The organism is Aliiroseovarius conchicola (genome assembly GCF_041403445.1).
Taxonomy (GTDB): domain Bacteria; phylum Pseudomonadota; class Alphaproteobacteria; order Rhodobacterales; family Rhodobacteraceae; genus Aliiroseovarius; species Aliiroseovarius conchicola.
The window spans coordinates 1-24,445 of sequence record NZ_JBGEHL010000016.1; the positions used below are offsets into that span (position 1 = coordinate 1).

General features: G+C 55.8%; 22 protein-coding genes and 1 pseudogene. 13 read left to right on the forward strand and 10 right to left on the reverse strand.

Annotated features, from left to right (window positions below; translation table 11 throughout):
• The 3 genes and pseudogenes from V6N04_RS16970 to V6N04_RS16980 all read left to right on the forward strand — a co-directional run.
• Positions 1-111: pseudogene (locus V6N04_RS16970) on the forward strand (IS5-like element ISCARN85 family transposase); the annotation flags it as partial.
• Positions 112-322: 211 nt separating this feature from the next.
• A complete protein-coding gene (locus V6N04_RS16975; RefSeq protein ID WP_371171388.1) occupies positions 323-964 on the forward strand; it encodes a nitroreductase family protein in 642 nt (213 codons plus the stop codon).
• Between the two features lie 75 nt (positions 965-1,039).
• The gene (locus V6N04_RS16980; protein WP_371171389.1) at positions 1,040-1,903 is read left to right on the forward strand and encodes a type 1 glutamine amidotransferase family protein; all 864 of its coding nucleotides are present in this window, start codon (positions 1,040-1,042) and stop codon (positions 1,901-1,903) included.
• A gap of 486 nt (positions 1,904-2,389) precedes the next feature.
• Here the strand turns inward: V6N04_RS16980 and V6N04_RS16985 are convergent, their stop codons facing one another.
• From V6N04_RS16985 to V6N04_RS17010, 6 genes are all read right to left on the reverse strand, one after another.
• A complete protein-coding gene (locus V6N04_RS16985; protein ID WP_371171390.1) occupies positions 2,390-4,501 on the reverse strand; it encodes a M10 family metallopeptidase C-terminal domain-containing protein in 2,112 nt (703 codons plus the stop codon).
• A 234-nt stretch (positions 4,502-4,735) separates the two neighbouring features.
• Positions 4,736-6,889: a polyribonucleotide nucleotidyltransferase gene (gene pnp, locus V6N04_RS16990; protein WP_371171391.1), complete on the reverse strand. Its 2,154-nt coding sequence runs from the start codon at positions 6,887-6,889 to the stop codon at positions 4,736-4,738.
• A 241-nt stretch (positions 6,890-7,130) separates the two neighbouring features.
• Positions 7,131-7,871, reverse strand: a complete 741-nt coding sequence (locus V6N04_RS16995) for a sterol desaturase family protein (RefSeq protein WP_371171392.1) — start codon at positions 7,869-7,871, stop codon at positions 7,131-7,133.
• Positions 7,872-8,048: 177 nt separating this feature from the next.
• Positions 8,049-8,924: a delta-class carbonic anhydrase gene (locus V6N04_RS17000; protein ID WP_371171393.1), complete on the reverse strand. Its 876-nt coding sequence runs from the start codon at positions 8,922-8,924 to the stop codon at positions 8,049-8,051.
• A gap of 169 nt (positions 8,925-9,093) precedes the next feature.
• Positions 9,094-9,363: a 30S ribosomal protein S15 gene (gene rpsO / locus V6N04_RS17005; protein ID WP_242114301.1), complete on the reverse strand. Its 270-nt coding sequence runs from the start codon at positions 9,361-9,363 to the stop codon at positions 9,094-9,096.
• A 149-nt stretch (positions 9,364-9,512) separates the two neighbouring features.
• The gene (locus V6N04_RS17010) at positions 9,513-9,833 is read right to left on the reverse strand and encodes a DUF5665 domain-containing protein (RefSeq protein ID WP_371171394.1); all 321 of its coding nucleotides are present in this window, start codon (positions 9,831-9,833) and stop codon (positions 9,513-9,515) included.
• A gap of 148 nt (positions 9,834-9,981) precedes the next feature.
• Here V6N04_RS17010 and V6N04_RS17015 point away from each other — a divergent pair, with 148 nt between their 5' ends.
• Positions 9,982-11,262 carry a calcium-binding protein gene (locus V6N04_RS17015; protein WP_371171395.1) on the forward strand — a complete coding sequence of 427 codons (1,281 nt, stop codon included), beginning with the start codon at positions 9,982-9,984 and terminating at the stop codon, positions 11,260-11,262.
• A 19-nt stretch (positions 11,263-11,281) separates the two neighbouring features.
• On the opposite strand, the gene V6N04_RS17020 is transcribed toward V6N04_RS17015, so the two are convergent.
• Entirely contained in the window at positions 11,282-11,788 is a 507-nt protein-coding gene (locus V6N04_RS17020; protein ID WP_371171396.1) for a DUF1643 domain-containing protein, read from the reverse strand.
• A gap of 93 nt (positions 11,789-11,881) precedes the next feature.
• Between V6N04_RS17020 and deoA the strand changes: the two genes are divergently transcribed.
• A complete protein-coding gene (gene deoA, locus V6N04_RS17025) occupies positions 11,882-13,189 on the forward strand; it encodes a thymidine phosphorylase (protein WP_371171397.1) in 1,308 nt (435 codons plus the stop codon).
• A gap of 71 nt (positions 13,190-13,260) precedes the next feature.
• Here deoA and truB read toward each other — a convergent pair whose 3' ends face one another.
• Together truB and rbfA are read right to left on the reverse strand one after the other, a co-directional pair.
• Positions 13,261-14,166, reverse strand: coding sequence for a tRNA pseudouridine(55) synthase TruB (truB, locus tag V6N04_RS17030; protein WP_371171398.1), 906 nt, complete (start codon positions 14,164-14,166; stop codon positions 13,261-13,263).
• Positions 14,166-14,591 (reverse strand): 30S ribosome-binding factor RbfA, encoded by a 426-nt coding sequence (gene rbfA, locus V6N04_RS17035; RefSeq protein ID WP_371171399.1) that lies wholly within the window; start codon positions 14,589-14,591, stop codon positions 14,166-14,168. The genes truB and rbfA overlap by 1 nt, the downstream gene beginning before the upstream one ends.
• 94 nt (positions 14,592-14,685) lie before the next feature.
• Between rbfA and dapB the strand changes: the two genes are divergently transcribed.
• Positions 14,686-15,495 (forward strand): 4-hydroxy-tetrahydrodipicolinate reductase, encoded by an 810-nt coding sequence (gene dapB / locus V6N04_RS17040; protein WP_371171400.1) that lies wholly within the window; start codon positions 14,686-14,688, stop codon positions 15,493-15,495.
• A 67-nt stretch (positions 15,496-15,562) separates the two neighbouring features.
• Here dapB and V6N04_RS17045 read toward each other — a convergent pair whose 3' ends face one another.
• Positions 15,563-15,748, reverse strand: coding sequence for a DUF1674 domain-containing protein (locus V6N04_RS17045; protein WP_371171401.1), 186 nt, complete (start codon positions 15,746-15,748; stop codon positions 15,563-15,565).
• Between the two features lie 69 nt (positions 15,749-15,817).
• Here V6N04_RS17045 and V6N04_RS17050 point away from each other — a divergent pair, with 69 nt between their 5' ends.
• From V6N04_RS17050 to V6N04_RS17080, 7 genes are all read left to right on the forward strand, one after another.
• Positions 15,818-17,077 (forward strand): RsmB/NOP family class I SAM-dependent RNA methyltransferase, encoded by a 1,260-nt coding sequence (locus tag V6N04_RS17050; protein ID WP_371171402.1) that lies wholly within the window; start codon positions 15,818-15,820, stop codon positions 17,075-17,077.
• A 99-nt stretch (positions 17,078-17,176) separates the two neighbouring features.
• Positions 17,177-18,946 (forward strand): heparinase II/III family protein, encoded by a 1,770-nt coding sequence (locus V6N04_RS17055; protein ID WP_371171403.1) that lies wholly within the window; start codon positions 17,177-17,179, stop codon positions 18,944-18,946.
• A 30-nt stretch (positions 18,947-18,976) separates the two neighbouring features.
• Positions 18,977-20,566, forward strand: a complete 1,590-nt coding sequence (gene purH / locus V6N04_RS17060; RefSeq protein ID WP_371171404.1) for a bifunctional phosphoribosylaminoimidazolecarboxamide formyltransferase/IMP cyclohydrolase — start codon at positions 18,977-18,979, stop codon at positions 20,564-20,566.
• Positions 20,567-20,572: 6 nt separating this feature from the next.
• Positions 20,573-21,043, forward strand: coding sequence for a signal peptidase II (lspA, locus tag V6N04_RS17065; protein WP_371171405.1), 471 nt, complete (start codon positions 20,573-20,575; stop codon positions 21,041-21,043).
• A gap of 53 nt (positions 21,044-21,096) precedes the next feature.
• The gene (locus V6N04_RS17070; protein ID WP_371171406.1) at positions 21,097-21,624 is read left to right on the forward strand and encodes a DUF3035 domain-containing protein; all 528 of its coding nucleotides are present in this window, start codon (positions 21,097-21,099) and stop codon (positions 21,622-21,624) included.
• Positions 21,625-21,756: 132 nt separating this feature from the next.
• On the forward strand, positions 21,757-23,094 hold the full coding sequence (locus V6N04_RS17075) for a M16 family metallopeptidase (protein WP_371171407.1): 1,338 nt from the start codon (positions 21,757-21,759) through the stop codon (positions 23,092-23,094).
• Complete coding sequence (locus V6N04_RS17080) at positions 23,091-24,401, forward strand: M16 family metallopeptidase (protein WP_371171408.1); 1,311 nt, start codon at positions 23,091-23,093, stop codon at positions 24,399-24,401. The genes V6N04_RS17075 and V6N04_RS17080 overlap by 4 nt, the downstream gene beginning before the upstream one ends.
• The last annotated feature ends 44 nt before the right edge of the window (positions 24,402-24,445 follow it).

Here is a 24,445-nt window from a genome sequence, read left to right on the forward strand (position 1 = left end):
TTTCGAAGGCTGAAAGGATACCGGCGCATCTTCTCAAGGTTCGAAAAGCTGGACGTCATGTACCGCGCTTTCCTGAATTTCGCCCTAATCGTCGATATGATTAAGTGTTAACAGGCCCTAGTACACTCCAGCGATCCCCTACACGAGATAGTACCTCGTTTATACGCCTACAGTCCGGGCATTGATCAGAGTCTTGCATGCAGTTCCTTTGATGTAACCGAGGCGCGGAAATGTGCCTTCTTGTAGTAACTGGCGGTTCTCAATAGATATTAAGTAACTAATGTATACCAAAGCGCATGGCCGCCCACAATAGGACCAAAACATGACTGAGAAAACTTTGCTGGATCACCTGAACTGGCGCTACGCAACCAAGAAAATGGATACTTGCAGATCTGTGCCGCAAGGCAAGGTGGATGCAATTCTAGAGGCGATCCGCTTAGCGCCCACGTCCAGCGGCACGCAGCCATTTGAGGTTGTCATTGTGACAAACCCAGACGTGCGCGCAGCTATTGCGAAGGCAGCCAATGGCCAAGCTCAGATTGTCGAGGGCTCGCACGTATTGGTATTTGCAGCTTGGGACAACTACACAGCTAAACGTATCGATGACGTGGTAAAGTTGAATGTTGAGGCACGAGGCGACCTGCCAATGCTTCACAGCTACTACGAGAACCTGAAGGGTAACTACCTGCCACGAGATGCAGAAGTGAATTATTCCCATGCTGCCCGGCAGGCCTATATTGCTCTTGGCGTGGCGCTTGTCGCAGCGGCCGAGCAGGAAGTTGATAGTACCCCTATGGAAGGCTTTGACCCCCAACAAGTTGATGAAATCCTTGGATTGAAGGACCGTGGTCTACGTTCGGTTGTTTTGATGCCGCTAGGCTATCGGGACCCAGCGGGCGATTGGCTGCTTCCGATGAAGAAAGTACGCAAGGCGCGCGACACCATGGTTACGCATGTCGACTAGCGCATGACAGCTAGCCATTCCCGCCGTCAGTACCACTTGCTGGTCGATCACCCCCGCTAGTTAGGATTAGAGATCATGAACGTAATTCGCAAACTGCTTGGAGTTGCTCCGATACCCACCCCTGACGGAGCATATGAGCCGTCCCCGCTGGCGCTCAAACTGGCGACGTCGTCCAAGACGGACTACGACGGCGGGGTCTATTCCGAGCGTATTGAGGGCGAGCAGAATCGCGTGCTGATGGTCTGTACCGAAGAACGCAACATGACGATGGCAAACGGCAAGAAGTTCTCGACAGGCAACCATCCGGTCGAGATGGGTTTACCCATGTTGCATCTGCTTGCTGCAGGGTTTGAGATTGATATTGTAACACCAACAGGCTCACCGGTTGTTATCGAAGAGTGGGCTATGCCAGACGAGGACGCTGATCTGCTAAAGCTGTTCCGCGACTATGCGGACGCTTTCAAAAAACCTGGCAGCCTTGCTGAATTTGTCGCCTCATCAATGTCTGACAATGGGCCATACGTCGCCGTGTATTTGCCTGGCGGGCATGGTGCCATGCTCGGGTTGCCAAGCAACAAGGATCTGGGAACACTGTTGCGTTGGGCAGATGGCCAGGGCCTCTTTACATTGGCTATCTGTCATGGTCCTGCCGCTTTGTTGGCCGCAGACAATGGCGGCGAATTCATCTATCACGGCTACAAGATCGCGGCTTTCCCTGACGCGGTTGACAAGCAAACCCCGTTGATCGGTTACATGCCCGGCCATATGCCTTGGGAATTTGGCCGGAAGTTGAACTCCTTAGGAGTTGAGATCATCAACAACAAGGCAGATACCTCGTGTCATGTTGATCGCCGCTTAGTGTCAGGCGCCAGCCCAAAAGCGGCCAATAACTTCGGAAGACTTGCAGCCACGACTTTGCTGAAGGCGCTGCGATCGTAGTGATTTACGGCGATATTTCCAAGTTTTCTGCTCCGGCAAAAATGCAGACACCATGTTAGAACTGAGGACTAACGGCAGTGGTGCGGAAGGACTAGTCACTCTCTGGTGCGAGCGAGCTAACCCAGCCATACCAAGCGATGTTCCATGCTTGTGCAATCATGGTTGCTTGCTTACGATTGTACGCCCCTAGTTGCGGCTTGGCTCTCCATGTGGCGTTTGACTGTCAAGTCTGTGGAGATCATAGTCCCGTCCGATTTTCTTGTTCTACGGACTCTTGCAATAACCCCTCGGGATCTGTTTCCCTCGAAGGGTAGTTTAGCGTTATCCGGAGCATCATCAGTACCGACCAAGAAAACGATCGGCGGCTAGGCTTCTCCAGTGCCAAAAGAATGAGTACTGCCAACATTTATTTTGGGACCAAAGCTTGTTGCGCAGGCCCACAATTGGGAAAGCCCTAGTATTGCAACCGGGGCTTTCCGTATCAACTCAGATGAAAAAGATGTCGTCCACAAGAACGTTTGGGTCAGAAACTCCCAGAAGCAAGAGGGTGTCACCACTGTCGAAGCTAATCGTGGTGTTGCGACCGTCGCTCGTGGCGTTGTTCGCGATTAAGCTGGCGCTATCCAACGTTGATACCAAGCTTTTTTCAATTTTCAACGTGTCGCCCGCGGCGTCCGAGAAGTCCTGAATAGTGTCATTTCCCTCGCTAAAAATGAATGTGTCTCGGCCAGGTCCACCAATCATGACATCATTGCCTGCACCACCGACAAGAGTATCGTTGTGGAATCCACCGCGGATATCGTCGTTTCCGTCGCCGCCCTTCAAGAAGTCATGCCCGTGATCGCCCAGCAACGCATCGTTCCCTTCGCCACCATTGAGGTCATCGTTGCCGTCGCCACCCCGGATAATATCCCATCCGGCACCACCGTAGATCGTGTCGAGACCATGATCACCGTAAAGCGTGTCACCACCGGCATCCCCGACAATGGTGTCGTTGTCGAAGCCTCCCCAAATGGTGTCGTTTCCGTCGCCGCCCTTCAAGAAGTCATGCCCGTGATCGCCCAGCAACGCATCGTTCCCGGCGTCACCATTGAGATCATCGTTACCGCCGCCACCTCGGATAACATCCCACCCTGCACCACCAAAGATGGTGTCGAGACCGTGGTCACCGTAAAGCGTGTCGCCGCCAGCACCCCCTGTTATGGTGTCATTGTCGGCGCCGCCCCAAATCGTATCGTTGCCATCACCGCCCTGGACGAAATCATGTCCTTGTTCGCCCAGAAGGGCGTCGTTCCCGAAATCCCCGCGGATATTGTCATCACCGCCGCCGCCCCGAATGATATCCCAGCCGGTGCCACCGGAGATTGTGTCCAGGCCATGTTCACCGTAAAGCGTGTCGCTGCCGTTGCCTCCGATTATGGTGTCGTTGTCAGTACCGCCCCAAATAGTGTCGTTACCCTCGCCACCTTGGATCAGATCATGTCCTTCTTGGCCAATTAGGGCATCGTTACCGTCATCGCCCTGGACATTGTCGTCCCCAACGCCGCCACGGATGATGTCCCAGCCGGCGCCTCCCGAGATCGTGTCTTTACCGGTTTCGCCATAAATAACGTCCTTACCAGCTCCGCCCAGTAAGTCGTCATTTCCCGCGCCACCGTAAATCACATCATTGCCGCCTTCACCTGAAAGTCGATTGGCAGTATTGTTTCCGATCAGTTTGTCGGTACCGTGTCCTCCAATTGCGTTCTCGATGAGCGTGGACCCGTCAATGTAGATGTTGTTGACTTTGCCATAGACACTCGAGAAATGACCGGCCCTTATGTCGATGACCTGAGAGCTGTAGGTGTTGGCAAAATTGAGCGTATCGATACCGCCTTGATCGTACACCGTCATGGTCATCGCTGGCTGTAGTGATGAAAATGAACCCGCGGGCCCTTCGGCATTTGAGTTATGACCCCAAACTGTGTTGCCAATGTTTACCCGATCGTCGCCAGTCGGCACGCCATAAAGACGGTTCATGGCGATGATATCGGCTGCCATCGGGGTCAGAACATAGGCAAATGATGCGTTGACATAGGGGTTTTCCGTTTGGGCAAAATAAGACATCACACTCATTTGCCAACTATCATTTGCAAACTTGGCGCTTTGCGGAAACGTCGCGCTTCCGTTGTAATCCCCGGCGTGGCCCAACCCTAGCGCATGACCGATTTCATGCAGGTAAGTTTGGTAGCTGTACGAGTTCAGATTGTTTTCATCACCTCTGATCCACGCCGTTGAAATGTTGACAGTCGACTGGATAATTTCACCTGAGAAATTATAGCGGCTATATGCATAGGCTCCCGCGTCGGCTTCGGAGAATCTGATGTCCGAAGATGCCGAGCTTGTCGCAACGAAGGTGATGCCAGTGACAGCCGACCATGCCCCAAATGCTTGCTCAGCGAACCATTTCCCTGCGTTCGAAAGTCCGGTGACATTGTAGCTTAACGTACGGTTACTTCCGACGTCGAAAGCTGCGCCTTTCGGCGCGCCATGATGTTCCGCAAACCCGTGGGTCAGCTGAAGTGAGAATTCGGTGGGGGTTACACTACGTAGAGCCATTCTTTACCCGGCTATAAGCCGCTCCCTCTTGTATCCGAGCACTTGTATCCGCTCGATCTTCAAAGTTGCCATCAATTTGAACAGCAAGTTAAGGCACTATTAACGTGACTAAAAGGCGATTTTTGGGCGGGGCGGGTCGCACTTAGCGGTAACCAAATTAGATAGGATGGGTCTGTTCGAGGCAAAAAAGCCCCGGTGTTTCCACCGGGGCTTTCTGTGTCAAACGGTTTCGACTTAGTCGTCGTCGCCATCCTTTTTCTTTTTCGGCTCTGGCGCGATTTCTTCACCAGTTTCCTGATCAACGATTTTCATCGACAGGCGAACTTTACCGCGGTCGTCAAAGCCCAGAAGCTTAACTTTCACTTCCTGACCTTCCTTCAGAACGTCTGAAGGGTGGTTCAGGCGGCGGTTTTCGATCTGGCTGACATGCACAAGGCCGTCACGCTTGCCGAAGAAGTTCACGAAGGCGCCGAAGTCGACGATCTTCACAACTTTACCAGTGTAGATTGCGCCTTCTTCTGGCTCTGCGACGATCGCGTGGATCATCTCGTATGCCTTAGCGATGGCTTCACCGTTGGGCGATGCAATCTTGATCACGCCGTCGTCGTTGATGTCGACCTTGGCGCCCGAAGTTTCCACGATCTCTCGGATGACCTTACCGCCCGAGCCAATCACTTCACGGATCTTGTCGGTTGGGATGTTCATGGTCTCGATGCGTGGCGCGTGGGCCGAGAACTCTTCGCGGCCCGAAGACAGCGCTTTGTTCATTTCGCCCAGGATATGCAGACGGCCTTCTTTGGCTTGTGCCAAGGCTTTCTCCATGATCTCGGGTGTGATGCCTGCGACCTTGATGTCCATCTGCAGCGACGTGATGCCGTCTTCGGTACCAGCCACTTTGAAGTCCATGTCGCCCAGGTGATCTTCGTCACCCAGAATGTCGGTCAGAACAGCGTAAGAACCGTCATCTTCCAAGATCAGACCCATGGCCACACCGGCAACCGGTGCTTTCAGCGGAACAGCTGCGTCCATCATGGACAGTGAACCACCACAAACCGATGCCATCGAGGACGAGCCGTTCGACTCGGTGATCTCGGACACAACGCGGATGGTGTAGGGGAAGTCGGTGGCCGACGGCAGAACCGCCTGCAGCGCACGCCACGCCAGCTTGCCGTGACCGATTTCGCGACGGCCCGTGAAACCAAAGCGGCCCACTTCGCCGACCGAGTAGGGCGGGAAGTTATAGTGCAGCATGAAGTTCGACTTGTAGGTGCCGGTCAGCGCGTCGATCATCTGCTCGTCGTCGCCAGTGCCCAGAGTGGTCACAACCAGACCTTGGGTCTCGCCACGGGTGAACAGGGCCGAACCGTGCGTACGGGGCAGGATGCCTGCTTCCGATACGATCGGGCGCACTGTGTCCAGCGCACGGCCGTCGATACGTTTGCCGGTTTTCACGACGTCGCCGCGGACAACCGAGCTTTCCAGTTTCTTCAGTGCCGAACCGAGGTTCTCGTCTTCTTGCTGCTCTTCAGTCAGGGCAGCGACGATTTCTTCTTTGGCAACCGACAGGGCGGCAACGCGTTCCTGTTTGTCGGTGTTGCCGTAGGCGGCACGGATTTTGTCTTCGCCAGCGGCTTTCACAGCAGCGTAGAGGTCTGAGTAGTCAGCAGGCTGATATTCAAACGGCTCTTTTGCGGCTTCTTCTGCCAGATCAATGATCAGGTCGATCACCGGCTGAATTTGCTGGTGGGCGAAGTTCACAGCGCCCAGCATTTCGGCTTCGGTCAGTTCGTAAGCTTCTGATTCCACCATCATCACGGCGTCTTTTGTACCGGCGACAACAAGGTCCAGACGCTGGTCTGGGTTGTTGCGCAGCTGGTGCATGTCGTCGCAAGTTGGGTTCAGAACGTATTCGCCGTCTTCATAGCCCACGCGAGCAGCGGCGATTGGACCCATGAACGGTGCGCCCGAAATGGTCAAAGCAGCCGAGGCAGCAATCATCGCAACAATGTCGGGATCGTTAACAAGGTCGTGGCTCAGCACGGTGCAGATCACCAGAACTTCGTTTTTGAAGCCGGGGACGAACAGCGGGCGGATCGGACGGTCAATCAGACGCGATGTCAGCGTCTCTTTTTCTGTCGGACGCGCTTCGCGCTTGAAAAAGCCGCCTGGGATTTTACCGGCGGCGTAGTATTTCTCGTTGTAGTGAACTGTCAGCGGGAAGAAGTCCTGACCGGGCTTCTGAGCCTTCGCGAAGGTCACGTTGGCCATGACAGATGTTTCGCCCAGAGTGGCGATTACTGTACCGTCGGCCTGACGGGCAACTTTGCCCGTTTCCAGAGTGAGGGTTTCTTCGCCCCACTCGATCGATTTTTTAGTTTCGTCAAACATTATGTTTTCCTAGTTGGAAGCACTCCCGGCCCTCCGGGTCTTCCGTTGTCATGGTGGCCCCATTGCCACCGACCCCTCTATCGTTTCATGCGCCGGGGTCGAAGCGCACGTCTCAGATGGGCGGTCCATATAGGAAAAGAAGGGGTTTGGAAACAAATAATCCGTTTCATGCCGACCCTGGCACAGAGGGCCAGCATGAAACGCGATAGATGTCAGTTGGACAGGCGCGTGACCTGTCCACTTATTGTGTTTGTGGTGCTTGTTTGCGTGTCATTTTTCCGCGTGGGACCTTGGTGATGCCAAAAGCCTTGCGAGCGGTGACAAGGCGCAGGTCCTCGGGGTCCATACCCATGGACAGGATCGTGTCGCGATCATAGCGCTCTCGTGCCGTGGCGGCGTCGTGTTTCGTACCAAACAGGCGGTCGATCCAATTCATGCCAAAACTGACGTGGTAGGTGGCGTCGTGGTCCTGGAAATGGTGCGCTAAATGGCTACGCGTCACACGTTGACCGAACCAGCCCTTTGGCACATTCACATGAGCCAGCGTATGGCAGTACTCATAAAAGGTGAATGCGCTGATTGACCCAACAAACAACGCAACAGTGGCGAACAAAACAGCAGGCCCCAATCCAATGAACGGCCAAAGAACAAGGCTGTGAATCACCACGGAAATCAGCCCGAACCGGACGGGATACCAATGATCACCACCGGTGAAGAATTCAGCATCGTTTGGAAATTCATGATGCCCAATATGGCTGCGGTATAGATCGTTGAAAACGCCTTGATCGGTGGGTGGTTCGCGGTGGAGCAAGAACCGGTGCATGGCGTATTCGACAAAGAACTGGGCCAGCATTCCATAGGCGATAGCCAGAATTAGCCAAGGTGAATACCAGTAGAAAAAAGTCGCAATCCCAATGAGCCAAAGTGGAAATAACCTGTGTAGGCTTCCCATGTTGAGCAATATGCCAAGCGTTGCTTTCAATGTCGTTCTCCCATGACGAAGGGCCATCATTGCGAGAGAATGGGCAAAACCTGGGTGTGCAATCAAGTGAAACGCAACGTAAAGCGCCCGCCTCTGGATGAGACGGGCGCAAGGCCGGGCAATTGGGGCGCACTGTCAGGAGGCAGATTCCCAACGCTCGACCATCTGGTCAACGCGTTAGTTCGCGATAGGTGACAACAGCTCGAGATTCGTCACCAGATTGCGAATGCCGTGGGCGTGGTCTTCGTCAAACTCGTTGTTCTCTAACCATTTCCCGACCGAGTTGATGTCCAGTTTTGCTACTTCGGGGTGGACGCTCCAGGTCACTTGGAAGGGAGAGGCTTCTTCGTTGTATTTGGGTCCTGTCGTGGATCCGGCATATTCAACCGGGGTTCCCAGGCCCGAGATCATGCCGGTGGCCTGGTGATATCCGTTGACGACGCCCAGTGTTGTCAGGTCTTCGAAATTCAAGGCTGCAGAGTCATTCACCAAGGCGAAAACTTGCGCCACGACTCGCAGTTGCGGGTTATTGATCGCATCGCTCAAGCACGATTTCAACGTTGGGCCCGGTTCGATCTGGGCGGTGGAATAAACATAGTGCACTTCGATCGTATCACCGGGTTCAAGTTCGCCGTGATCGCTTACGCCAATGGGGGCAGGGATGGGGGCAAGTTCGGCCTCGGTGAATGCGCCATTGTATTCGAATCCGCCTCCGTTGCCTTCGCCGTCACCGTTGCCAGCGGACTTGGTGAACTGGCCACCCTTATGCTCAGCACTTTCGTGGAAGTGGATGTTGCAAAGGTTCATTTCTCCGAATGCCGGTGCAGTCGTGAACACGACATCGTTGTTGCCTGCTGTCTGGCCGATGTCGCGGGGTGCTTGCGGTCCGAAACCTTTGTCTTCCGTGTTCTTTGCCAACATAGCGCGCTGTTCAGCAATCGTGCTGTCATCTACATCGGTGTGGTTGCCCGACGCGATCGCTGCGGTGCCGAACCCAACCATTGTGATCAGACCCAATGCGGCGGTCGCTGTGTGTTTTGATGAAAGCTTCATGTCTTCGTTCCCTGTGCTTTTGAAGGTGTTGTCGGGGGAACGCTAGCGCGCCGACTTGTTGTCAGCCTTTGGTAAAATTTAACTAAAATTAATGTTGGAGCTTGCGGGCAAAACGAAAAACGCCCGCCTCTGACAGAGACGGGCGTCTAAATTTCAAATCAGTCTGGAATTAGCGGCGCAGGCCGAGACGTTTGATCAGGTCCTGATAACGGGCCTCATCTTTTGCGCGGGCGTAGTCCAGCAGTTTACGACGTTGAGCAACCATTTTCAGAAGACCGCGGCGACCGTGGTTATCTTTCTTGTGGGTTTTGAAGTGCTCGGTCAGGGTCGCGATGCGCGAGGACAGGATAGCAACCTGTACTTCGGGCGAACCTGTGTCACCGTCTTTGGTGCCGAACTCTTTGATCAGACGTGTTTTTTCTTCGGGCGTAATCGACATCGGGGTCTCCTTTAAAGGTTAGAGTGAATGGCGCAGGCCGGGATGTCGTCCAGCAAGGCCCATGGAGAAGACCGCTCGCAGACTGCCAGCGGATGGGGGCGTATAGGAGGATTCCCCCAAGAAAGCAAAGGAAAAACCCTTGATTTGATCTATTTGCTCTGGATTTCTTCGAGAATCTGTTTGGCCCAATCGCCGAGGACCGGAACGAAGTCGATGGACGCAAGCATGTACGCCAGTGCCGAGACCAATAGCGTGGCTCCAAGAACCGACCCCAAACCAAAAGCCAACCCGCGAAAAACCTGAAACAATCCCAGTTTCCACAAGCTGTCATGCAGGCGAATGAAGCGATGATTGTTCATACGTTCGACTTCGGCCCGTAGGGCGCGAACCTCGAAGGACAGGACTCGTTCGCGCTCGGTCAACTTGTCATCTGCCATGTCGCCATTCTCCGACGCCGTTTCGTTAACCATTTGTTAACCATCCATTAACTTAAGTTTGTAACTATAATTATCTAGGAGTTTGCGGTCAGCGCTCTACAATCGCAAGCGGTTGTCTCTGTCTGCGTCACAACTTTCGCAGACGCGTCTTGTTGTACGCTTTAGGAAAGCGAGCGGTTAAATGTTGTTTTCGTTACTGTTTCTTAGCCTCGTTCCGGTGGCTTTCATCGGGGAAAGCTTTTCCAATACATCTCAAGACGATGTGGAAGATGATGTGGGGCACGGAACACAACCGCCGCCCACAGGGCCCGGTGATTTCATAAAAGACGACGTTAATGACGGAACTGATCCAGACGTGCTGTTGCCCGTGACCGATGATCCCGTGATTCCCGGTTCAGATATTGGTGATCCGACACAGGTTCTGGACCCGAATGATGGATTGGGCGACGGGCCGTCACCTCATCGAACTGATACGCTGCTTGACCAATTGCTTGCCACTGAAACGGACCAGCACTATGGGCGCGAAGACTTACCAAGTTTTCTGAGCTCAACGGATGATACGATGCTGACCGGTGGCAATGATGACTATGCCATGGCGGATGGGGATGACGGCGTCGGAACGATCGAAGATTTTCATGGCACCCCAGTTGTTGCGGATGAAGACGACGAGATTTTCGTCCTTGATGCAGGGTCGGGCGACGACACGATCCAACTTGGGGATGAAGCTGGCTATGTATTCGGTAATGACGGCGATGATGGTATTCAGTCAGGGGACGGTGCAGTTGCCGCTTTTGGTGGTGCTGGCGATGATTTGCTGGATGCGACCCAGAGCATCGATAGTTTTTTGGACGGTGGTGCGGGCAATGATATCTTGCAAGGCGGCGATGGTGACGATCAATTGTTTGGCGGGCAACATGACCACCTTGATGCATCGTCTGGCGAGATCACCGACAATGACGAACTGCGCGGTGGTGACGGTAACGACACGCTTTATGGCGGGTACGGGGCGGACACGCTGTCGGGTGGTGACGGTGATGACGTAATCAACCACCTGGGCCACGCGATGGAGCGCAGCAGCGCAGAACGTCACGATTTCGATTGGCACATCGACGGTGATGCAGATCTTCTTGATGGCGGCGATGGCAACGACACTCTGATTATGGATCGCGCCGACACGGCGACCGGCGGCGCAGGCGAGGATGTGTTTTGGGTGTATTCCGATGCAGATGCGGGTGACGAAAGCGCCGAAGTTACAGATTTTGTCCCTGGTCAGGATTTTCTACGCGTCTCACTGAACCCAGAACAGGACCCTGACAGCCTGGAATATGACGTCCATCCTTCGGCCTCGGGCGAAGATGGCGTCGTGACCGTTAACGGCGAAGTGGTAGCGATCTTGAAGGGCGCCCCCGGTGCGACGACGCATGATGTCTATGTCGAGGTCACTCAGGAAGCATTTGTCTAAGTATGACGCGGCTGGCGTGTCAGCCCCAACGCTCTGGTTGCTGAGCATAGGCGATGTAGAGCGGGTGTTTCGGATGGCCATCCTTGGTCAGTCCCAAATGGTGGATCGGGCGCCCGGTTTTCCGAAGTAAAGTCTCAACCTCCGCGCCACGCTCAAGATGGGCACCGTGCGTGCCCCACCCGCAGATGATTTGATCTGCCCAAGGACAGCTATCCAGAATCGCCGCATCGTTTTCTGAGCCAACCGGATCGGCCGCGGCACGCATGGCGCGCGGGTCGGTGTCACGCCAGGCGAATATGTTGGTTACACGAAATGCGCCGAAACCCAGCGTGCGCGCTCGACGCTCGCACCGTTCCACGGTCGGGTCATTTTGCACCTCGGTCGCGGTCGAGGGATTGAGCATGATAAACAGCGCCTTGCGCCCATCCGGTTCCCAAACACGTGTCAATTGGTAACGGTACTTTTCGCAATCGGAATAGACTGCGGTGGAGTGGGCATCGCCCTTCTGAAACTCTCTGATAATCATGCCCCGCTTTGTGACTGCACCCCCCGCTTTTATCAAGCCCTTGCATAGCGCTTCGTTTGGAACCAGACTGTTCGTTTACTGGAAGGACAAGCCATGCTGATAGCCGAAATCATCCGAAAGAAACGGGACCAAAATGTGCTGGACGCCGATGAGATTCAGGCCATGGTCACAGGCATTGCCGACAACAGTGCAAGTGATGCCCAGATCGCTGCATTTGCCATGTCTGTCTTGCTGAACGGGATGAACCGCAAAGAGGCTGCGGCACTAACATTGGCGATGCGTGACAGCGGCGATGTGTTCGATTGGTCGACCCTACCCGGCCCGGTAGTGGACAAACACTCTACCGGCGGCGTTGGCGACAACGTCAGCCTGATGCTGGCCCCGATCGTGGCGGCGTGTGGGGCTTATGTACCCATGATCTCGGGGCGTGGGTTGGGTCATACAGGCGGAACTTTGGACAAGATGGAGGCGATCCCAGGATACGTGGCGACGCCCGACAACGCGCTGTTTTCCGACGTCGTGAACAAGGTGGGCTGCGCGATAATCGGGCAAACCGCCCAATTAGCACCTGCAGACAAGCGATTTTACGGCATCCGAGACGTCACTGCGACCGTCGAAAGTATCCCGCTGATCACGGCATCGATTCTATCCAAAAAGCTTGCAGCGGGCCTTGGGTCACTCGTTATGGATGTGAAGTTCGGAAACGGCGCATTCATGCCCAGTTTTGAGAAGGCTCGCGAGCTGGCTGTGTCGATCACGGAGGTTGCAGAGGCTGCGGGATTGCCCTGTCATGCGTTGTTAACAGATGTGAACCAACCGCTTGCGGATGCAGCGGGGAATGCTGTTGAGGTGGTGAATGCTGTCGAGTTTCTGACCGGTGACAAGCGCGAGGGCCGGTTGACCGAAGTCGTTGTCGGCCTGTGTGGTGAAATGCTTTTGACTGCAGGCATTGAGACAGAGCGGGACAAAGCGCGCGCAAAGGCGCAAACCGCGCTTGAAGATGGGCGCGCCGCAGAGCGTTTCGGTCGCATGGTGGCGGCGCTGGGCGGTCCAACGGACTTTATAGAGAAGCATCAATCCTACCTTCCACAAGCAAATCTGGTGTTTGAAGTTCCTGCCCCGACTGCAGGCCATGTGACGGCAATTGAAACGCGCGATATTGGACTTTCGGTCGTTGAGCTTGGCGGCGGGCGCCGTGTGTCGTCAGACACGGTTAACCCGTCGGTGGGACTAACTGGTTTGGCGCCGATTGGTGCAAATCTCGGCGTGGGAGACCCGATGGCGATCATCCATGCCGACAGTCAAGACGCCGCCGAGCTCGCGAAGGCGCAAGTTCTAGCGGCTTACACGTTGGGCGAAAAGCCAGATCCTGCGCCAATTGTTCGTGAGATCATTGCGTGAGCGTGAAGTGGCGCTGCCGCGGCGCGGTCATTCCGAACGTAAACTGGCAGATTGCCGCTTGAAGAAGCGTGCTACTGATTAAACACACGTGATGGGTGCAGTTCGCCCGCCCGATAGATGCCGACGGCGACGGCTTTTCCATCATGGGACGCCCAAGCCTCGTCGCCGTATTCAACGTCCGATGCGATCACCATGCCGGGATTTCCGAACTTCAATCGTGTGGCGCCTTCTTCGGTTGCGCGAAGTTCAGGCAGTTCGGCCAGGCCTTCTTCCAGCGGGCGAAGATAGGTATCGATATTGCCAGTTTTCGCGTTCTCTTCGATCAGTTCAAGGCTGACCCCATCGTCGACATCAAACGGGCCAGACCAGATGCGTCGCAGTTCGCGGACATGACCATGGCAGCCCAATGCCTCGCCCAGATCGCGCGCGATGGCACGCACATAGCCGCCTTTGCCGCAGGTCATTTCTAACGTGACATGATCCGGGTCAGGGCGGTCTAACATGATCAGTTCTTCGACCCAAAGGGGGCGTGCAGCGAGTTCGATATCTTCGCCGTCGCGGGCGAGTTTGTATGCCCGTTCGCCGTCGATCTTAACGGCCGAGAATTTGGGCGGCACTTGCATGATCTGACCGGCAAACTGACCGAGTGCTGCTTGAATATCCTCGTCGCTTGGTCGGAGGTCGGAAGCAGCGATCACTTCGCCTTCCTGGTCGTCGGTATTCGTGGCTTGCCCCAAGCGTACGGTGAAGACGTAGGCTTTCAGCGCGTCAGTAATGTAGGGCACGGTTTTCGTCGCCTCGCCCAAAGCAACGGCCAGAACACCAGTCGCTTCGGGATCAAGTGTGCCCGCATGGCCCGCCTTTTTGGCGTCCATTGCCCAGCGTACTTTGTTCACAACGGCGTTCGAGCTGACACCAGCAGGTTTGTCCACGACCAGCCAGCCGTGGATATCGCGCCCTTTTTTACGACGTCCCATCAGCTCTCCTCCGGCCCGTCCTCGGTATCAGGTCGGCGCAAGTCACGTTGCACATCTTCCTGTTGCAAAAGTCGGTTGGTGTGATCCATCTGATCAAAAGTCTCGTCCACCATGAATCGCAGGTCGGGTGTGTGCTTGATCTTGAGCGCCTTGCCAAGAATGCGCCGAAGCTCGCCTTTGTTGCGGGCCAACGCTTTGATTGCCAGATCGCCGTCCTTGCCACCCAAGGGTAGGGCGAAGACAGTCGCGATGCTCAGATCGGGGGTCACGCGGACCTCGCCAATGGTAATCGACATGCGCCCAAGGTCGGGGTCATGCACGTCACCACGCATCAGGGCTTCGGACAGGGTCCGGCGGATAAGCTCGGCGATGCGCAGCTGTCGCTGCGTCGGGCCGGCGGTGTCTTGAAATCGGTTCTTTGCCATGGGGGCCATTTATGCCCGATTACCAAACTTCGCAACAGGGCTTTGCCAAGAACTGGAAGGCACGCTAGATAGCAAGGAGTTGAAGGAGACGGAAATGAGCGAATTGCCAGGCATTGTTGTGATGGGCGCATCGGGCCGGATGGGCCAGATGTTGATCCGAGAGATTGAAGCCAACGACAAGGCGCGACTGGCCGGTGCGTTGGAACGCCCGGGACATGATTGGGTCGGGCAAGATGTCGGTGTCTGCATGGGCGGGCAGCCACTGGGCGTTCTCGTTTCTGATGACGCGCTTGAGGTTATGGCGAAAGCTCAGGCGGTCATTGACTTTACGGCTCCCGCTGCGACGGTCGCCATGGCAGAGATTGCGGCCCAAGCACGGGCTGTGCATGTCATTGGCACGACGGGGCTGTCTGAGGATGACATTGCGAAGCTCGCGTTGGCGGCCCGTCACGCGACGATTGTCCGCGCTGGCAACATGAGCCTTGGGGTAAACCTGCTGGTTCAACTGACGCGTAAAGTGGCCGAAGCATTGGACGAAGATTTCGATATTGAGATCATCGAGGCGCACCATCATCACAAGGTGGATGCTCCGTCAGGTACGGCCTTGATGCTGGGTGATGCCGCCGCAGAGGGGCGTGGCGTTGAATTGGCAGACGTCTCGGATCGTGGGCGTGACGGTATGACCGGTGCGCGAGAGCGTGGTGACATTGGGTTTCATGCGGTGCGAGGTGGCGACATTGTTGGCGAGCACGACGTGATGTTTGCAGCCCCCGGAGAGCGGATCGTATTGCGCCATCTGGCCACGGATCGCGGTATTTTTGCACGAGGGGCCGTGAAGGCGGCGCTTTGGGGGCAGGGGAAGAAGCCCGGTTCTTATGATATGGTCGATGTACTGGGGCTGTAACGTTTGGGGGCGTTGCCCCCCTGCGCTGCGCGCATTCACCCCTGGATATTTGGGACAAGAAAAAGCGTCAGAAATCGACGGCGATGCCTTTTCTCTCCCAGTCGCCGTATCGGACGGGCTCGGGACCGTCGCGGCCTCCGTATTCTTTTGGTTTGGCTTTTGCTTCGGCAGCGGCTTTCTTGCGGCGCTCTTCAGCTTCGGCAAGGGCGCGCTGGGCAGCGGGCGGCAGCGGACGGTTCGTGTTCTCGGGCATGTGCCTGATCCTTGTGGGTTGTCGTAGCATGATATAGGTCGCGCAGGTGCGAAACGCAAAGGGATGCTGATGGGCAAGGCTGTGGATCCGCGACATATCGCGGTCGATTTGTTGGGGGATGTTCTGGATGAACATCGGTTGCTGTCAGAGGCGATGCCCAAGCGGCTATCTAAACTGGCCCCGGAGGAGCGCGCACGAAGCCAGCGATTGACGATGCTGGCATTGCGGAACATGGATCGGTCAGATCGAATGTTAGGCCCACATTTGAAGAAGCGGCCACCGGCGCGCGTTTTGAACATATTGCGTCTGGGTGTCGCCGAGATTTGCGCCGGTGGGGCTGCGCATGGTGTCGTGAACTCATGCGTTGAGGCAGCTCGGGGCCACCGGGAAACCGAACGCATGGCGGGTTTGGTGAACGCCGTGCTGCGCAAGATATCGCAGGACGCCGAAAAATGGGATGGTTTGCCGGTCCCTCGGCTGCCGAAATGGCTGCGCAAACCGTTGGTTGCGGATTATGGCAAAGCGCGGGTTGAGGAGATTGAGGCAGTCCTGGCCGTTGCGCCCCCACTGGATCTGACCGCGAAAGGTGACGCGTCTGTTTTGGCTGAACGCTTGGGCGGCACATTGTTGCCAACGGGTTCGGTTCGTCTTCACGATGCGGGTCAAGTCACCGGGCTTCCCGGTTATGACACGGGCGATTGGTGGGTTCAGGATGCTTCGGCCGCGTTGCCAGCGCAGGTATTGGCACCGAACGCTGGGGATCGTGTCTTGGACATGTGTGCGGCACCCGGCGGCAAGACCATGCAACTGGCGGCTATAGGGGCGCAGGTGACGGCACTTGATATCTCGGAGACCCGGATGAAACGGGTGGATGAGAACCTCACGCGCATAGGATTATCGGCAGAGTTGGTCGTCGGCGATGCGTTGGAGTATGATGTCCCGCAATTTGATGCTGTTTTGTTGGATGCGCCATGTACGGCCACTGGAACCATTCGACGGCACCCGGATTTGCCTCATGCCAAAGATGGCAGTGAATTTCCCGGATTGTTTGAATTGCAAGAATACATGATCGACCGTGCTCTTGGTCTGCTTAAGCCAGGGGGGCGCCTTGTGTTTTGCACATGTAGCCTGCTGATTGATGAAGGTGAGGAGCAAATTCGCGACGCGCTTGGGCGCCATTCGAACCTTCGCGTCGACTTAGATGCCTTGCGCCTTCCCGGGGTCGAGGCCGATTGGATCGGTCCCGAGGGTTTGCGGATTATGCCAAGTTATCGGGCCGAACTTGGGGGTATGGACGGTTTCTTTATCTCTGCGTTACGCAAGGACTGACGGTGTAATCCAATTCACCGATGACACGTGCAACTGGTGCATGTATGCTTTGCATAAAGCCCCCGGTTAGAGGGGCGATCGTTCAACACTGTTGAATATATGAGGCGAGGCGTCCGCGTGGTGCATCAAGATGGCTTAAGAGGGTTTCGGACCCGTTTTGCGAACCGTTGGCATGCAAAGCGTGCGGCGCGAGCGCGACCGGCCACCGGATTTGTGTCTCAACCTGAACCACGCACCATCGGGTCCTACGCGCGGGGCAAGCAGTTGATTGCAGGCAACTATTTGTTTGCGGGTCATTTGGTGAACTCGCCCAGCACAGAGTTATGGACAATCCGCCCGCCTAGTCTGGGTTTTTCGGAAGAGGCGCAAGGGTTCGTTTGGCTGGACGATCTTGCCAGCGTTGGCGATGTCGAAGCACGCAAAAGGGCACAAAGCTGGGTTCTGGATTGGATCGACAGGTTTGGTAAAGGCGATGGCGACGGCTGGACGCCAGACCTGACGGGCCGCCGCCTGATCCGTTGGATCAACCACGCGATTTTCATCATGGCGGGGATGGACGCGGACCAAAGTCACGCGTTTTTCCGCTCGCTCGGGCAGCAGACAATCTTTCTATCGCGTCGATGGCACGTGGCGACGCCCGGATTGCCACGGTTCGAAGCGCTAACAGGTCTGATCTATGCTGGGCTTGGCTTGGAAGGGATGGAGCGCCACGTTGCCCCTGCGGTCAAAGCCCTGGCGCGCGAATGCGCCGACCAGATAGGCGACGAAGGCGGTATTCCCACCCGCAACCCCGAAGAGTTACTGGATGTCTTCACACTTCTAAATTGGGCCGCACTGGCGCTTTCCGAAAGTGGGCGGCAGGCAGAGAAGGCGCATATCTCTGCGATTGAACGCATTGCGCCGACGCTGCGTGCGTTGCGACACGCTGATGGCGGGTTGGCGCGTTTCCACGGTGGCGGACGCGGTCTTGAGGGCCGGCTGGATCACGCTTTGGCGACGTCTGGCGTGCGAGCCGCTCCGAATGCGGGTCTATCGATGGGATATTCGCGGCTTAGCGCCGGTCGAACGAGTTTGATCCTTGATACGGCTATACCACCGCGGGGCATGGCCTCGGCCAATGCACATGCGTCAACACTGGCGTTTGAACTGACATCTGGTCGCCGTCCCTTGATTGTGAATTGCGGTTCCGGTGCGCATTTTGGCGAGGAATGGCATAAGGCGGGTCGGGCCACGCCCTCGCATTCTGTATTGGGGCTGGCTGGTATCTCGTCTTCACGCCTTGGGGCTGCGCGCAACTATGGCGGTGGTGCCAAGGTTTTTTTGACCTCGACGCCTTCAAATGTTCATTTTCAACGCGAGGATCGAACGGATGGGACAAGCCTTACGGCTGCGCATGACGGGTACATCCGAAGCCACGGGTTGACGCATATGCGGCGGATCGATGTGGATCAAGATGGGCGCGCCATCGCGGGCGAGGATACACTGGCGGCGGTGGCCGAGGCGGATCAGGCGTGTTTTGACCGCGCCATGGATCAAGTGGCGCTTCAAGGAATTCCGTTCAGCATCCGGTTCCACTTGCATCCCGAGGTGGACGCGGCGCTCGACTTGGGAGGCACCGCAGTATCCATGGCGCTCAGGTCAGGCGAGGTTTGGGTTTTCCGTTTTGAAGGCCGGGGCGTATTGGCGTTAGAAAGCAGCGTTTACTTGGAAAAAACACGTCTTAAGCCGCGAAAAACCAAACAAGTGGTTCTATCTGGCGTCGCAATGGATTATGCGACACGCATCCGCTGGACGCTGGCCAAGGCACAAGACACCCCAACGGTTTTGCGCGACCTTGAAACGGGCGACCGGCACGAGCTGCCAAGTTAAGAACTTTCAGGCCTTGGGGGGCCAAACAACATGACCGAATTTCATCCCGTGCGCCGCGCGCTGATTTCCGTATCTGACAAGACAGGTCTGATTGATCTGGGTAAAGCGTTAGAGGCCCGAGGGGTCGAAATTCTTTCCACGGGGGGGTCAGCGAAGGCGCTGCGCGACGCGGGCGTTGCGGTGAAGGATGTGGCCGATGTGACAGGCTTTCCCGAAATGATGGATGGTCGCGTGAAAACGCTGCACCCAATGGTTCATGGTGGATTGCTTGCGCTGCGCAATGACGACGCTCATTTGGCGTCGATGAAGGACCACGGGATCGGTGCGATCGACCTGTTGGTCGTGAACCTGTATCCGTTCGAAGAAACTGTCGCCAAGGGTGCTGGTTATGACACCTGTATTGAGAATATCGATATCGGCGGCCCCGCTATGATCCGCGCGGCAGCCAAGAACCACGCCTTCGTGAACGTGGTGGTTGATGTGCAAGACTACGACACGCTGTTGGGTGATATGGACCAGCACGATGGTGCGACCTGCCCGGAATTTCGAAAGAAGCTGGCACAGCGCGCCTATGCTCGCACTGCAGCGTATGATGCCGCCGTGTCCACTTGGATGGCAGACGCGCTGGAGCTTGAAGCACCGCGCCGCCGCGCTTTTGCCGGGGAGTTGAAACAGACGCTTCGCTATGGCGAAAATAGTCACCAGAACGCCGCGTTCTATACCGATGGATCTGAACGTCCCGGTGTATCAACGGCCCAGCAATTGCAGGGCAAAGAGCTGAGCTACAACAACATCAACGACACGGATGCGGCGTTTGAACTGGTGGCCGAGTTCGATCCGGCTGAGACCGCAGCAGTCGCCATTATCAAACACGCCAACCCATGTGGTGTGGCACAGGGGGCCACACTTGTTGAGGCCTATCAAAAGGCGTTCGATTGCGACCGCACCTCGGCCTTTGGTGGAATCGTGGCGTTGAACCAGCCATTGGACGCCGAAACTGCCACAAAAATCGTCGAGATTTTCACCGAGGTGGTGATTGCGCCCGGAGCGTCGGACGAGGCGCGTGAAATCTTCGCGGGTAAGAAAAACCTGCGCCTGCTGTTAACCGATGGATTGCCTGACGCGCGAGCACCTTTGACAGCTTACAAACAGGTCGCAGGCGGTTTGCTCGTGCAGGATAAGGACGTGGGATATATTGGTATGGACGACCTGAAGGTCGTAACCGAAAAGGCACCGACTGAAGACCAGATGCAGGACCTTCTTTTCGCTTGGAAGGTCGGCAAGCACGTCAAGTCGAACGCTATTGTCTATGTGAAAAACATGGCGACAGTCGGGGTCGGTGCTGGCCAGATGAGCCGGTTGGACAGTGCCAATGTCGCCGCCGCCAAAGCGCAGCGTATGGCGGACGAATTGGGGTTGGGCGAAAGCCTGGCGAAAGGCTCAGCCGTGGCGTCGGATGCGTTCTTCCCCTTCCCCGATGGATTGCTTGAGGCCGCAGCTGCCGGCGCCACATGCGTGATCCAGCCGGGTGGGTCCATGCGCGACAACGAAGTAATTGATGCCGCGAACGAAGCCGGACTTGCCATGGTCTTTACTGGTATGCGCCATTTCAGGCACTAATAACTGATGCGCGTGATTTTGATAACGGCCCTCTTGGCCTTCGCCATTGATCAAGGCAGCAAATATCATGCGTTGTACGTACTTGATCTGAACCAGGTCGGCCTGGTTCAGATTTGGCCGCCTTATCTGGTTTACCAGATGGCTTGGAACACCGGCGTCAATTTCGGATTATTCGGGTCAGATGGCGCGACCATGCGCTGGGTGCTTGTGGCGCTTGGCCTTCTGATCTCTGCATGGGTCGTGGCTTGGGTGCGTAAAGAGCGTCTGGGTTTGATGGCACAGATTTCGGCGGGTCTTTTGGTCGGAGGGGCGTTGGGGAATGTTGCAGATCGTGTTTATTACGGGGCGGTTGTTGATTTCCTTAACATGTCGTGCTGCGGGATTATGAACCCATATTCCTTCAACGTCGCCGACATTTTCGTCTTTACGGGGGCCATTGGGCTGGTTCTCTTCTCGTCATCGAAGAAGACCCCGTGACGCGCGTTTCCAGATGGGCTAAGAAGCGGTAGGACACGAGGGTTTTTCGTCACATGAGATTTTCATCCGTAAAGTTAGTGCCTGCGATTTTTGCAGGTCTCATTTTGACCGCTTGTTCCAGCGGTGATCCCGAGTTGATGAACCTTAGGTCGACCCAATCCGGCCCAGACGAGTTCTCGATTCTGCCGACCAAGCCGTTGGAAGAACCCAAGAACTATGCCGAGTTGCCGACGCCAACCCCGGGCGGCACCAATATTACCGACCCGACGCCTAATGCTGACGCGATTGCTGCACTCGGTGGGCAGTTGCGCAATACGGGGCTGCGCGGTGGTGAAGGCGCACTTGTAACGGCGGCCAGCCGGTATGGTGTCTCGCCAGGTATTCGCACTGAATTGGCTGCCGCTGATCTGAAGTGGCGCAAGGAAAACCGTGGAAAACTGCTTGAGCGGTTGTTTAACGTCAATGTGTACTACAGTTCCTACGAAGCACAGGAGCTGGATCAATATCGCGAGCTTGAACGATTCCGTCGACTAGGTGTTTGGACACCTGCAGCGCCGCCCGACCCGGCGTTGGAGCAGTAGTTCAGGGGGCCAACCGGCCCCCTTTTTCGTGATCATCTAAATTTTCGGCCTGCTCAGATCACATATCCGTTGCCTTGCCTTGAAGACCACGCAAAGGGTCGTAACTTGTGCGGGAACAGACAGGAGTTTTGAATGCGTTTATTCGTTGCAGCGTTGTTTGCGATCGGCATAGCCTTTCCGTCGCAGGCAAAGGATGGCGTCACCGACTTTACGTTGGAAAACGGACTTGAGGTCGTCGTGATCGAGGATCACCGCGCACCGGTCGTGGTCCATATGCTATGGTATCGGGCAGGGGCCGCCGATGAGCAGCCTGGCGTTTCGGGCATCGCCCATTTTCTAGAACACCTGCTGTTCAAGGCCACCGACAACATGGAATCCGGCCAGCTAAGTCGCGTCGTTGCCGAAAATGGTGGCTCGGACAACGCGTTCACCTCGTATGACTACACCGGGTATTTTCAACGTGTCGCTGCGGATCGACTTGGTTTGATGATGATGATGGAGGCCGATCGGATGCGCAATTTGCGCTTGACCGAAGAGGACATCGTCACTGAGCGGGACGTTATTTTAGAAGAACGTGCACAGCGGACGGACAGCTCTCCCTCCGCCCTATTTCATGAACAAGTCAATGCCGCTGCCTATATTAATCACCCATATGGCACCCCAGTCATCGGTTGGCGTCATGAGATGGAGGACCTGTCGCAGGAAGATGCGCTTGCCTTCTATGAGAAATTCTATGCGCCCAACAACGCCATCTTGATTGTTGCAGGCGATGTAACACCGGAAGACGTTCGCGCGCTCGCGCAGGAATACTACGGCCCGCTAAAACCCACCCCGAATCTGACCCGGCCCGAACGCTTGGTCGAACCACCCCAGTTGGCTGAGCGTCGTATTCGTTTCGAAGATCCTCGGGTGTCTCAGCCTTATGTGTTTCGCCGCTATTCCGCGCCGGAACGCGACGCAGGGGCGCAGGAAGAGGCAGCAGCGATGGTCTATTTGGCAGAAATCCTAGGCGGTAATGGCGCAACGTCGATTCTGGGCAACGCGCTGCAATTTGAGAACCCAATCGCGGTCTATGCAGGGGCGGGGTATGGTTCGGTATCGCTTGATGATACGTCGTTGTCCTTGGCGGTTTACCCCAAACCTGATGTCACCCTTGCCGAGGCAGAGGCGGCCTTGGATCGTGAAATTGCCGAATTCCTTGAAACGGGAATCGATCCCGAACAATTCGAACGGATCAAATTCCAAATCCGCGCCGATCAAATCTATGCGTTGGATAACACTATGGAACGTGCGCAACGCTATGGTCGCGCATTAACGTCAGGGCTGACGATTGAAGATGTGCAGGCTTGGCCGGATGTTTTGCAGGCGGTGACACCCGATCAAGTGATGGACGCAGCGCGCCGAGTGTTTGATGACCGAAAGTCGGTGACCGGTTGGCTGGTTCCTGAGGGCGGAGAGGAAATGAAATGATGCGACTTTTATCAACCCTTGCTGTGCTCGTCATCGCGGCCATACCAGCGCGTGCAGATATTTCCATTCAGGACATTACCACGCCCGCAGGAATTAACGCATGGCTTGTTGAAGAGCACAGCCTACCGTTCACTGCGCTTGAAATCCGATTCCGTGGTGGCACATCGCTAGACCGTCCTGACAAGCGCGGTGCAATCAATCTGATGGTTGGGTTGCTTGAAGAAGGATCGGCGGACATGGACGCCCGCGCCTTCGCCGAAGCAGGCGAGAGTTTGGCGGCCTCTTTCAGGTTTGATTCTTACAGTGACGCAATATCGGTATCGGCCCAGTTTCTTACTGAAAACCGAGACGAGGCCACGGCGCTTTTGCATGACGCGTTGACCGAGCCCAGTTTTGCCGAGGGTGCAATTGAACGCGTGCGCGATCAGGTGATGTCTCATCTGTCGTCCCGCATCACTGATCCCAGCGCGATTGCAAGCGAGACATGGGACGCTATGGCGTTTGGCGGCCATCCTTATGGGACCTATGATGCCGGAACCAAAGACAGCGTAGGGGCTCTTAGCCGCGAAGACTTGGTTAACGCATTCCACGATGCAATCGCGCTTGATCGCATATATGTCGCTGCGGTTGGTGACATCACGGCTGATGAGCTAAGTGTGTTGATCGACAATCTGTTTGACGGGCTACCCCAAAAAGGGGCGGACTTTCCCGATCGAATTGAGTTTGCCAAAGGCGGTGGCACGAAAGTGGTCCCCTTTGAAACGCCCCAGTCTGTTGCCGTGTTCGGGCATGCAGGGATCGCTCGGGACGATCCAGATTTCTTCGCGGCGTTTGTATTGAATGAGGTTCTGGGTGGGCGCGGGTCAAATTCGCGATTGATGGATGAGGTGCGTGAAAAGCGTGGACTGACCTATGGCATCGGGACTTTCTTGGCTCCGTCTGATCTGTCGGAAACGATTGTTGGAAAGTTCGCCAGCCAAAATGCGTCGATGGGCCAGGCGCTTGAGATCATTCGCGCTCAGTGGGCGAAGATCGCCGAAGATGCCATCACCGAAGATGAGCTTGCAACTGCACAGACCTATCTGACGGGTTCCTATCCTTTGCGGTTTGACGGAAACGCTAATATTGCCAACATCATGGTGTCCATGCAGATGGAGGGTCTTCCGATTGACTACAGCGCCACTCGAAATGACAAGGTAATGGCGGTCACCTTGGATGATGCCAAACGTGTTGCCCAACGGTTGTTCGATCCGGATGCGCTTCAAATTGTTGTGGTTGGCGAGCCGGACGGTGTTGTCTCGAATTGATCTGGTTTCGCGCGCATTCTTGCCTGTTTTCACAATGGTCGAAT